This window comes from candidate division KSB1 bacterium, assembly GCA_022562085.1.
Lineage (GTDB): Bacteria > Zhuqueibacterota > Zhuqueibacteria > Oceanimicrobiales > Oceanimicrobiaceae > Oceanimicrobium.
Map to the genome: position 1 here is coordinate 1 of JADFPY010000004.1, position 11,197 is coordinate 11,197.

At 42.4% G+C, this 11,197-nt stretch carries 11 protein-coding genes; all 11 read left to right on the plus strand.

The genetic code is table 11. From position 1 onward, the window contains the following. A partial coding sequence (recG, locus tag IH879_00655; GenBank protein MCH7673443.1) for an ATP-dependent DNA helicase RecG occupies window positions 1–1,501 on the plus strand: 1,501 nt, incomplete at its 5' end. An 18-nt stretch (window positions 1,502–1,519) separates the two neighbouring features. Continuing rightward, window positions 1,520–1,720, plus strand: a complete 201-nt coding sequence (locus tag IH879_00660; protein ID MCH7673444.1) for a hypothetical protein — start codon at window positions 1,520–1,522, stop codon at window positions 1,718–1,720. After that, the gene (locus tag IH879_00665) at window positions 1,702–4,545 is read left to right on the plus strand and encodes a DUF2723 domain-containing protein (protein ID MCH7673445.1); all 2,844 of its coding nucleotides are present in this window, start codon (window positions 1,702–1,704) and stop codon (window positions 4,543–4,545) included. Before IH879_00660 ends, IH879_00665 begins: the two co-directional genes overlap by 19 nt. Window positions 4,546–4,565: 20 nt before the next feature. Continuing rightward, window positions 4,566–5,606, plus strand: a complete 1,041-nt coding sequence (locus IH879_00670; protein ID MCH7673446.1) for a glycosyltransferase family 2 protein — start codon at window positions 4,566–4,568, stop codon at window positions 5,604–5,606. 5 nt (window positions 5,607–5,611) lie between these two features. Beyond that, entirely contained in the window at window positions 5,612–6,580 is a 969-nt protein-coding gene (locus IH879_00675; GenBank protein MCH7673447.1) for a class I SAM-dependent methyltransferase, read from the plus strand. Continuing rightward, window positions 6,567–7,622, plus strand: coding sequence for a DUF4837 family protein (locus IH879_00680; protein MCH7673448.1), 1,056 nt, complete (start codon window positions 6,567–6,569; stop codon window positions 7,620–7,622). The genes IH879_00675 and IH879_00680 overlap by 14 nt, the downstream gene beginning before the upstream one ends. 1 nt (window position 7,623) lies before the next feature. Continuing rightward, a complete protein-coding gene (gene purE, locus IH879_00685; GenBank protein ID MCH7673449.1) occupies window positions 7,624–8,097 on the plus strand; it encodes a 5-(carboxyamino)imidazole ribonucleotide mutase in 474 nt (157 codons plus the stop codon). Window positions 8,098–8,124: 27 nt separating this feature from the next. Next, window positions 8,125–8,529, plus strand: a complete 405-nt coding sequence (locus tag IH879_00690; protein ID MCH7673450.1) for a carboxypeptidase-like regulatory domain-containing protein — start codon at window positions 8,125–8,127, stop codon at window positions 8,527–8,529. Window positions 8,530–8,566: 37 nt separating this feature from the next. After that, window positions 8,567–9,490 carry a carbohydrate kinase family protein gene (locus tag IH879_00695; GenBank protein ID MCH7673451.1) on the plus strand — a complete coding sequence of 308 codons (924 nt, stop codon included), beginning with the start codon at window positions 8,567–8,569 and terminating at the stop codon, window positions 9,488–9,490. Window positions 9,491–9,502: 12 nt separating this feature from the next. Then, complete coding sequence (gene rfbD / locus IH879_00700) at window positions 9,503–10,435, plus strand: dTDP-4-dehydrorhamnose reductase (GenBank protein MCH7673452.1); 933 nt, start codon at window positions 9,503–9,505, stop codon at window positions 10,433–10,435. Window positions 10,436–10,451: 16 nt separating this feature from the next. Beyond that, window positions 10,452–11,174 (plus strand): polyprenol monophosphomannose synthase, encoded by a 723-nt coding sequence (locus IH879_00705; protein MCH7673453.1) that lies wholly within the window; start codon window positions 10,452–10,454, stop codon window positions 11,172–11,174. Window positions 11,175–11,197 lie beyond the last annotated feature (23 nt).

The following is an 11,197-nucleotide window of genomic DNA, read 5'->3' on the forward strand; positions in this document are numbered from 1 at the left end:
CGATTTGAGGCAGGCAATTGAAAACGTACATTTCCCGAAGGATAAGGATTTTTTGAGAACTGCACGGAAAAGGCTAAAATTTGACGAACTTTTTTATCTCGAACTGATGCTGGCTTATCGGAAAAAAAGTGTTGAAATCAAACGGAAAGGCATCGAATTTCTCAAAGTTGGCGAGCGGACAAAAAAGCTGATTGAGTCGCTGCCATTTGAACTTACCGCCGCGCAGAAAAAAGTTATTCGGGAGATTCGTGACGATATGAAAAAAGATTCTCCCATGAACCGGTTGCTGCAAGGTGATGTCGGCTCCGGGAAAACCATCGTGGCATTGATTTGCATGATGATGTCTATTGAAAACGGCTACCAGGGCGCGCTGATGGCGCCAACGGAAATCCTGGCCGAGCAGCACTACCTGACTATTCAAAACCTCCTTGAAGAGTTGGGAATAAAAGTGGTCCTCCTTGTCGGCGCGCAAAGAAAAAGTGAACGCGAAGAAGTTTTGAGGTGTATTAAGGCGGGAGAAGCCGAAATCGTGGTCGGAACTCATGCTTTGATTCAGGAGGGGGTGGAATTCAAGCAGCTTGGTCTGGTCGTGGTTGATGAACAGCACCGTTTTGGAGTCATGCAGCGCGCGACTCTGATCGAAAAAGGCTTGACCCCGGACGTTTTGGTTATGACGGCAACTCCGATCCCAAGAACGCTGTCACTGACGCTTTACGGTGATCTCGATTTTTCAATCATCGACGAACTGCCGCCGGGAAGAAAACCGATCAAGACACACTGGCGCAGCGACAAAAAACGCAGCGAGATTTACAAATTTACCAAGGAGAAAATTGAAGAGGGCGCCCAGGTTTATATCGTTTTTCCACTCATCGAGGAGTCGGAGAGAATAGATTTAAAAGCAGCGATTGAAAATTATGAAAACCTGAAAGAAGGAATTTTCTCGAATTTTTCAGTGGGCCTGCTGCATGGTCGCATGAAAAGCGCTGAAAAAGAAGAGGTCATGTCGCAGTTTAAGGCCGGTGAAATTCAGATTTTGGTTAGCACAACAGTCATTGAAGTTGGCGTGGATGTCCCGAACGCGACCATCATGATCGTCGAAAATGCAGAGCGTTTCGGTTTACCGCAAATGCACCAACTGCGTGGACGAGTCGGCCGGGGAGAAAAAGAATCTTATTGTTTTTTAATCGCGACCTACCCAATTTCCAAGGAGGCTAAAACCCGCTTAAGCACTTTAGCAGAAACCAACGACGGCTTCAAAATAGCCGAAGTCGACCTGCAAATTCGCGGTCCAGGCGAATTTTTTGGCACTCGGCAGCACGGCTTGCCGGAACTGCGGATCGCGGATATTGTTAAAGACACCGAGCTTTTGCTAAAAGCCCGCGACGAAGCTTTTGATTTGGCGCGAAAAAACAAGCAAATTCTGAACACGGAAAATATGCCGGCTCGAGTGCAGTTTTTTAAAAATTATCGGGATAAGATGGAATTGTCGCGGGTGGGGTAACTGGATGCTCGATGCTCGATGCTCGATGCTGGATGCTGGATGCTGGATGCTGGATTCTGGATGGTTGTTGTATTTTTCGAGCATCAGGCAACCAGCATCGAGAAACAAGCAACCAACATCGAGAAGAAACAAGCAACCAGCATCAATTACAAGATTGAGGGTTTACCAATACAACTAAGATTTTGGAGGTACTTACCTAAATGGAACATCAGAAACTAAATAAAATAATCGGATTCGCGGTATTGGTCATTTCATTAATTGTTTATGGGAAAACCGTTGCACCGACAACCTCTTATTGGGACTGCGGCGAATTTATTAGCAGCTCATATATTCTGGGGGTTCCACATCCCCCCGGAGCGCCGCTTCATGTATTAGTGGGTCGAGTGTTCACTATGATTCCGGATTGGCTAATTTCAGACATCGGTTTGCGGGTAAATATAATTTCTGTTTTAGTGAGCGCCCTTTCTGTAATGTTTGCTTATTTGATCATCGTGCGCTTGATTAGAGAATTTAAAGGCATCCCCGAAACAGTTGATCAGAAAATCAATATTTATACCGCCGGTGTCATTGGGGCCTTAGGCTTTGCCTTGACCGACTCGCAGTGGTTTAACGCGGTTGAAGCTGAAGTTTATGCAGTTTCCATATTTTTTACAACTATTGTTGTCTGGCTGATTTTGGTCTGGTTGGAGAAAGCCGAAAACCCAGTGAGTGACAAAATTTTAGTGTTAATCGCTTATTTGATCGGCTTAGCTACCGGCGTGCATTTGCTCAATATTTTAGCAATTCCCACCTTGTTTTTGATTGTTTATTTTAAAAAAGCGGAGTTAAATATAAAAACATTCTCTCTTTGGGCGGCGGGTGCTATCGCTGCTTTTGCCGCCATTTACCCAGGCATCGTCAAAGGAATACCATGGCTGCTGAATAAGTTCTCCTTTCTGGCGATTGGATTGGTCACGCTTGGTGTCTTATTTGCCATCGTTTATGCCGTCCAAAATCAAAAGCGGTTAGTAAGTCTGGCCTTAATGAGCATCTTACTTGTCACTGTTGGCTATTCTACCTACACGGCTCTCTACATCCGTTCAGACATGCATCCGGCGATCAACGAAAACCATCCTAATACTCCTAAAAAATTTGTTAGTTACCTCAACCGTGAGCAGTACGGTGAGTTGACTTTTTTCCCCCGTCGATATCCAGGTCTTCCATCGAAACAAGCTTTTGAAGCTACTCGATCCGGTAGCTACGCCAAACATGATTTTGGCAAGCAGGTGAAGCATTTGTGGAATTACCAGATTAAGAAGATGTATATCCGTTACTTTGGCTGGCAATTCATTGGAAAGGGCACAACGCTTGGGCCTGACAATTATATCGTTGAAGTCCTTTCTGGCAAAGGTTTAATGGGTTGGCCATTTTTGATCGGTTTAATCGGCATGTTTTTTCACTTTCGCCGGGATTGGAAGCGTGCGTCCTCGATTCTGACTTTATTCATTATGACCGGTATCGCGATCACAATTTACCTCAATCAGGAGGACCCGCAGCCGCGGGAACGAGACTACGCTTATGTCGGCTCGTTTTTCGCTTTTTCAATTTGGATTGGCATGGGCGTAAGTGCGATTCTGGAATTGGTACAAAACGCATTTAGACAAAACTCTCCTTTGAGAAAAGTGGGAATTGGCCTGACTATTCTTCTTTTAATTATGGCAGTACCATCCAACTTGTATTTACATAACGCCCACCCGCATGACCGAAGCGGGAATTACGTTGCCTTTGACTATTCTTACAATATTCTACAGTCTTGCGAAGCCAATGCAATTCTTTTTACAAACGGGGATAACGATACCTTTCCTTTGTGGTATTTGCAATACGTGGAAGACATTCGCCGGGACGTTCGTGTGGTCAATTTGAGCCTGCTGAACACCCCCTGGTATATAAAACAGCTTCGTGATGAAGAGCCGAAAGTTCCGATTGCTTTAACCAATACTCAAATAGATCAGTTGGGACCGGCATTGTGGTCTGAACCAAAGATGGCGAGAATCGAGGTGCCGCGTGACAAATTAATTGGACAGTTCGAAAAGGCCGAAGACAATGCCTCTTTCTTAATTGAAAATGTTCCTCAAAACCCGGCTATCGAGTTTGAACTTGTACATACCAAAATTATCCAGGGCCACAAGGTTCTACTGGTGCAAGATCGCATGATTATTCATATTCTCGCTGCCAATAAATTTAAGAAGCCGGTTTATTTTGCAGTGACAGTTTCGCCGACAAATATGCTCAACCTGGATAATCGTCGAAATGTCAAAGATTCGAAGAACTATTTGCGTATGGACGGACTGGCTTTTCGGGTTATGCCTTATGGAGGCCCCAAGAATGATTTTATCTCGCCGGTAAAACTCGAGGCCAATTTATTCGAGCATTTCAAATATCGCAACTTAGACAATCCGGAAGTTTATTTTAATAATAATATCCTTGGCCTCTTGCAAAATTATCGCTCTGCGTTTTTGAGACTCACCAATTATTACCGGACTCAAGGTCTGACTCAAAATAACAAAGAAAAGGCTTTAGCCGTTTTACAAAAAATGGATGAAGTTATGCCTGAAGAAGTCATTCCACTAAGGGACTTCCGTCTCTCGTTAAATTTTGGCCAGATGTATTCGGATTTCGGCAACCCCCAGGGTTTGGAAGATCGTCTTGACAAGATTTCGAAAATTTATAACCTGCGGACGATTGACCAACTTTACATAGCGGAATTTTATGCCCAGATTTTGAAAAACGATGCCAAGGCGGAATCACTTGCGGTTTCATTGAGGGAAGAAAACCCGGAGACCAGAGAGATCTATCTCTGGCTGGCCAGCCATTATACAAGATCCAGGCGTTTTGATGACGGAATTCAGGTCTTGGAAAAATGGATGAATGATCACCCGGAAGATCTTATTGTGAAAAAGGAACTAACAGAATTGCAGGCTTTTGCCAGCGCAAATGACAGTTTGAATATTTCGAATAGCAGCAGCGATTCCAGTTCTGCAAAAGATTCAAATGATAACCCTTAAATTGCTTTGAAGCTTTTTCTATGACGGGGAAGCCGCTGGTTTCTATAATCATACCTCATTTTAAGGGGAGGGAAATTCTTCGTAACTGTTTAGAAGCGGTAGAAAAAACGAAGTACCAAAATAAAGAAGTAATTATTGTAAATAACGCTTCGACCGACGGCAGCGTGGATGATATTCATCACTCTTTTCCCTGGGCGCTACTGGTCAATAATGAAAAAAATCTGGGGTATGCGGGCGGATGCAATTCGGGGCTGGTAAGTGCTTCCGGCGAATATATTCTTTTTCTGAACAACGACACCGTTTTTGAACCCGACTGGCTTTCTGTTCTCGTTGAGGTTTGTGAGGAAGATGAAAAGATTGCTGCCTGCCAGCCGAAAATTCGCTCTTTGGTTAACCGGGAAATGTTTGACTATGCAGGCGCTGCCGGCGGCCTGATCGATATTTTTGGCTACCCGTTTGCAAAGGGAAGACTCTTTTTTACCTTAGAAAAGGATGAACAGCAGTATGATGACACTGGCGATATTTTCTGGGCGTCGGGAACCGCGACTTTGATTCGGAAATCCGTGCTTGATGAGGTGGGTTCTTTTGATGAAGATTTTTTCGCCCACATGGAGGAAATTGATCTGAATTGGCGCATGCATCTTGCCGGTTACCGGGTTGTGGCTGTGCCAGAGGCTATTGTTTATCACAACGCAGGTTCGACGCTGAAGCCGGATTCCCCTAAAAAAATTTACTTGAATCATCGCAATAGCCTGGTCATGATTTTGAAGAATTATGGGCTGAAGAATTTGCTTTGGATTATTCCGGTTCGCGTTAGTCTTGAATTTTTGTCGATAGTTTATGCTCTTCTAAAGTTAGACTTTGTCCGGCTGAAGGGCGGCTTTCTCGCTCTGATTTATGTTCTCTTCAATTTTTTTAGAATTGTTGGAAAGCGCAAGCAAGTTCAGCGTCTTCGAAAAGTTCCGGATTCCGAAATCTTCAAGAAGATGTACCGGGGCAGCATAGTTTTTGAATATTTCGTTCGGGGTATTCGCAGAGCCAGGGATTTGAAACTTAAATAGAATCATTGAGTTTAGAATTTGAAAAGATAAATTGTCCGCTTTGTGGTTGTGAGAAAAACGAATTATTTCTCAAGACTCAGGATCGCTTTAAATTAAATGGTGAATTAAAATTCGAAATTGCAGCCTGTTCTGAGTGTAAGTTTACATTCTTAAATCCGAGACCCAAACCCGAATCGATTTCAGCGTTTTATGAAAGTGAGGATTACCAACCTTTTTTATCGATTCAATCAGGTTTAAATTTCTGGGATAGAATTTACCTCACAGTTAGAAGTTTCACTTTAACGAATAAACGCCGTAAAATTTCCAAGTTAAAACGCGGCGGCCGACTTTTGGACATCGGGTGTGGCACCGGAGAATTTTTGCATGAAATGCAAGACCACGGCTGGCAGGTTGAAGGATTGGAGATGGACGAAAAAGCTGCTGAGTTTGCGAGAACCGAAAATAACCTGAGTGTCCAAACGCTGGAACTGCAGGATTGTGATTTTCCCGATCAGAGTTTTGATGTGATTACATTGTGGCACGTTTTGGAGCATCTTTACGATCCGAAAGAAAGTTTGAAAAAAATGCGAAACTTTTTAAAAGATGGTGGATTTATTCTAATAGCGGTTCCAAATATTTCAAGTTTTGATGCTCGATTTTACAAAACCAATTGGGTCGCTCTGGATGCGCCGAGACACCTTTTTCACTTCACTCCTGAAACGATGAGTGTTTTTTGCAAAAGGGCTGGCTTAGGTATTCAAAAATTTTACCAGTTGCCTTTGGATGCATTTTTTAATTGTTTAATGAGTGAACGAATTATTTTAAAAAACAGAATTTTGGGAACGCTGCTTTTCCCTTTGCATTTTCTCCGTGGGTTTTTGATTGCGAAAATTTCAATTTTTCAATCATTACGTCTGAGCAGACAAAAAAATCGCCTGGGGTCTTCAATTCTATATTTTGTGCAAAAACAGGAAAAATCTCATGACTTTATTTAAGTACGTAAAATGCTATTTGGCACCACTGCTCGCTGTTTTACTCTTTGCATGTTTTGGGAAACCTCCGGCCTCCGGGGAACACAATCAACTTTTTGTAGTGTCCGATCCGGATAATTGGGAGGTTCTGGAGTCATCTATAAAGGATGTTTTTGAAAAAGTGATCAAAACGCCTCAACCCGAAAAATTATTTGAAGTACACTGGATTCCCCCCGAAAAATTTAGCCAATTTGCTACAAGAAAAAATATCGTCATAATTGGCATCTTGAATTCAGAAGGGGAAATTAATGAGAAAGTCTCGGGCATGCTGTCCGCTGAAGTTAAAGCTAGGGTGGAGGATGGGTCCGCGTTTGTGTTTCCAAAAGAAAATCCCTGGGCAGAAAAACAACTATTGGTTGTTCTGGCGAGCACTGGTTTTTCTGAGCTGCAGGAAAAGCTGCAAGACAATAAAGATTATTTGTATCAGCTTTTCAAGAAAAAAGTTCTTGATGAAACCAGCGCTCAAATGTTTAGTCAGTTGGAGCAAACGGAGCTGTCGGATAAGTTGCTGCAGGATTATGGCTGGTCGGTCCGAATTCAACACGATTACATTATAAACATTGAACGAGTTCAAGACCGCTTTGTGATGTTACGCAGGAGTCTTCCGGGCCGCGAACGTTGGTTGTTCGTGCATTGGATTGAGAACGGCGATCCTACTCTCATAAATGAAGAATGGGCTATGAATATCCGGGATAAGCTAACAAAGAAATTTTATGAGAATGATCTTATAGAGCGACAGCATACGGTATCTGAAGAGGTGGATTTTTTAGATAGACCCGCACTTATGCTGGAAGGACTCTGGGGTAACGACGAAAAAATCGCCGGCGGTCCATTTCGGAATTACACTTTCTACGATGAACAATCCGGTAGAATTTACATTATTGACGTTTCGGTTTGGTTTCCTAGAGGCCCAAAAGAACCATTTCTCCGCCAATTGGATATTATGGCACACACTTTTAAAACGGCAGATGAAGTGAGAAGCCAAGCAGAGAATGAGGTAAGTTAAGATGAACTCAAACAAACAACCGCTTGTGGCAATTTTAATGGGGAGCATATCGGATGACAGTGCTGCCGAAGAGTGCAAAAAATATTTTGACTATTTCAATATTCCTTTCGAAAAACACGTGCTTTCAGCACACCGAAACCCAAAAGAAACTTCCGAGTTTGCTGAAAAAGCTGAGGAAAATGGATTTAAAATTATCATTGGCATAGCTGGAATGGCTGCCCATTTACCAGGTGTGATTGCAGCACACACAAAGTTGCCGGTCATTGGGGTGCCAATGCCGGGTTCCCATCTAAACGGCGTTGATGCGCTGTACTCAGTTGTGCAAATGCCAAAGGGAGTTCCGGTTGCGACAGTGGCAATTGGCACGGCCGGGGCCGGCAATGCAGCGATTTTGTGTGCCCAAATTCTGGCGCTCAGCGACCCGGCTCTTAAGGAAAAATTAGCTGAATTTAAGAACCAGGGGTGCGAACTTTAAATTTCTAATTTAAAGTTGAGGTTAATTATGAAAGCAATAAACTTTTTACTCCTCAGTTTAATAATCTCAATAGCATTTTCATGTGTAACGCCACAGCCCAAAAGCAGGGCTAATTTAGTCGCCAAAGGAAGAAATTCTAACCTAAACGGCTTTGGCGAAATCACAGGGCGTGTCATCGACTCGGAATCGAAGTACCTTTTACCGGGAGCGAATGTTATCCTTTTGGACACAAAGTTAGGGGCGGCAACTGATAGGACCGGTACATACAAAATTTCGAATGTACCGCCCGACACGTACACCATGAAAGCTTCTTTCATTGGTTTTATAAGTATTAAACATCAAGTGCAGGTTGAAGAAAACCGGACGATTGCCTTAGATTTTAATTTGGCGGTGGATCCTAATATAGATATCATTATAGATACCATTATCTAAACGTTTCAAAGTCAAAGTATAAGCTGAGAATTTAACCATGAAAATTGGCGTTGTTGGAACATTTAATCGCGACATGATTTTACCCTGGCAGGGCGAAAAGGCCGAAAGCATTGGCGGAATTTATTTTTCAGTTTTATATTTGGCCAATCTGTTAAACCCCACGGATGAGATCTATCCGGTTGCAAATTTGGGGGGAGACTTTTATGATGAGGTCGTAAACGGTCTTTCGGATTATAAAAATCTTCGATTAGATGGTCTTAAACGGCTCGAAGAAAAAAATACCCAAGTCACCTTGACTTACACCAGTCAACATGAGCGGGATGAATTTATTTCAAAACCAATGCCGCCTTTGGGATTTGCAGAATTGGCGATATTACAAGAGGTTGATGCGGTCATCTTTAATTTGATAACCGGAATGGATGTCGATTTAAATGGGTTGCGAAAATTCCGCCAGTCAACAAATGTCCTGATTTACCTTGATTTTCATTCCCGCGCTTTGGGTATAAACGGGAATGGGCGAAGATTCTACCAGCGTCCTGGTGACTGGCGGGAGTGGATTGAATTAGTGGACGTTTTGCAGCTAAACGAGATGGAGGCTCGGACTTTGGCCGGGTATACCCCTGAGCAGCCAAAGGAAATTCTCGTTGAATTTGGTAAAAAGATGTTGCAATTGAATCCATCCATTTGTCATATTACACTCGCAGATAAAGGTTCTTATTTGTTTTATTTTGAAGGGGGACATGTTAAACACAAAAGGTTTAAAGCACTTTCGCTGTCAAATGCTGTCGATGCTATTGGCTGTGGCGATGGCTTTGCTTCGGCCTATTTAGCAAAATATTTTTCTACCCGGGATGAAATAAGAGCAACAGCTTTTGCCAATAAAGTAGCTGCGTTGAATTGCACATTTGTTGGCAGTTCGCGGATTAATGAGATTAAAACTCTAATTAGAGAAGCGAATTAATTTTAAGGCAACATGGAAAACCTAAAACTACTTAAACAAAAAGTTCTTGTCACAGGTGCAAACGGATTGCTGGGACAAAAGATCGTTGAAGCCTTTGTAGAGGATTTCGAAGTTTGTGGAATCGGAAGACGGACAAAGCCAATGTTAGGATTGAAAAGTTTTAACTACGTAATTTGCAATATCACAAAGCGAGAGCAAATTCTTGAATTGGCGCGAACTTTTGAGCCAAACTTTATTATCAATTCCGCCGCTTATACAAATGTAGATGCCTGTGAAGACGAAAAAGAGGAGTGCTGGAAAATAAATGTTGTTGGTGTTGAAAATCTGGCAAATATTGCAAAAAGATTCGGCATTCATGTTGTTCATATTTCAACAGATTATGTGTTTGACGGAGTTGATGGAAACTATGATGAGGAATCCAGGCCAAAACCGCTTGGCTACTACGGTCGCTCAAAACTGGCGAGCGAGAATGCATTGATCCGCAGCGGTATTGAGTGTGCAATCGTGCGAACGATGCTTCTTTATGGAAGCGGAATCAATTTGGGACAAAATTTTGTGACCTGGGTAGTTGAAAAACTCAAAAATGGAGAAAGCATTAATATTGTCGATGATCAATTCGGCCATCCAACTCTTGCGGATGACCTGGCAACGGCAATTCGGAAAATCGTCGAATTGAAACAAACGGGAATCTACAATATCGCCGGCTCCGAATGCATGAATCGTTTTGAATTTGCTCTGAAGGTCGCAGAAGCCTTCAATTTGGATACAACTCTTATTCATCCCATCAAAACTAAAGATTTAAATCAAAAGGCACCCCGCCCGTTAAATTCAAGCTTTAATTTAAATAAAACTCTCAAGGAACTTGGTTTTCAATTGAGCGATGTAGGTACGGGCTTGCAAATTCTCCGACAGCAAATAGACAATTCCAAAGTGTTTGCTTCCTAACCTTTCCAAATTGTGTATGAAAAAAACGTTAATCATTATTCCAACTTATAATGAAGCAGATAATATTAAAAATATTATTTCTAAAGTTGTTAACTTAAACGTTCCGGATCTGGCAATTCTGGTTGTCGATGACGATTCACCTGATGGCACCGGAGAAATTGTAGCAAAAATATGCGAAAAAGATTCACGGGTTCGTATGATTAAAAGAGAGGGCAAATTTGGCCTCGGTACAGCTTATGTAGCGGGCTTTAAATATGCAATAAAAGAAGGCTTTGATTATATCTTTGAAATTGATGCCGACTTTTCTCACAATCCAGGAGATATTCCCAAATTTTTGGAGATGGCAGAGTCGTATGATTTAATAATCGGCTCACGTTATATTGCAGGTGTGAATGTGGTAAATTGGCCGCTTTCACGCCTTTTACTGAGCCTGGGAGCAAATTTGTATACCCGCTTGATTACCGGTTTACCAGTGCAGGACTGCACGGCGGGGTACCGTTGTTACAGAAGAGCAGTCCTGGAATGCATCGATTTAGACGAAATTCACAGCGATGGTTATTCTTTTCAAATTGAGATGACTTTCAAGACCTGGAAAAAAAACTTTCGTATTTTTGAGTTACCGATCGTGTTTACGGACCGGGTAAAAGGAAACTCAAAGATGACCCGAAAAATTATGCGTGAAGCTGCCTGGATAGTTTGGAAGCTCCGGTTTTTGGGTTTGATTGGAAAAATTAATTAATTGGGTTCAAGCTCCAGCTTGAA

What these genes read in the sequence shown, in the direction of transcription:
- IH879_00690 (MCH7673450.1), top strand. Translation starts at nt 8,125, where the DNA reads ATGAAAGCAATAAACTTTTTACTCCTCAGTTTAATAATCTCAATAGCA.
- IH879_00660 (MCH7673444.1), top strand. Translation starts at nt 1,520, where the DNA reads ATGCTCGATGCTGGATGCTGGATGCTGGATGCTGGATTCTGGATGGTT.
- rfbD (MCH7673452.1), top strand. Translation starts at nt 9,503, where the DNA reads ATGGAAAACCTAAAACTACTTAAACAAAAAGTTCTTGTCACAGGTGCA.
- IH879_00680 (MCH7673448.1), top strand. Translation starts at nt 6,567, where the DNA reads ATGACTTTATTTAAGTACGTAAAATGCTATTTGGCACCACTGCTCGCT.
- IH879_00665 (MCH7673445.1), top strand. Translation starts at nt 1,702, where the DNA reads ATGGAACATCAGAAACTAAATAAAATAATCGGATTCGCGGTATTGGTC.
- IH879_00705 (MCH7673453.1), top strand. Translation starts at nt 10,452, where the DNA reads ATGAAAAAAACGTTAATCATTATTCCAACTTATAATGAAGCAGATAAT.
- IH879_00695 (MCH7673451.1), top strand. Translation starts at nt 8,567, where the DNA reads ATGAAAATTGGCGTTGTTGGAACATTTAATCGCGACATGATTTTACCC.
- purE (MCH7673449.1), top strand. Translation starts at nt 7,624, where the DNA reads ATGAACTCAAACAAACAACCGCTTGTGGCAATTTTAATGGGGAGCATA.
- IH879_00670 (MCH7673446.1), top strand. Translation starts at nt 4,566, where the DNA reads ATGACGGGGAAGCCGCTGGTTTCTATAATCATACCTCATTTTAAGGGG.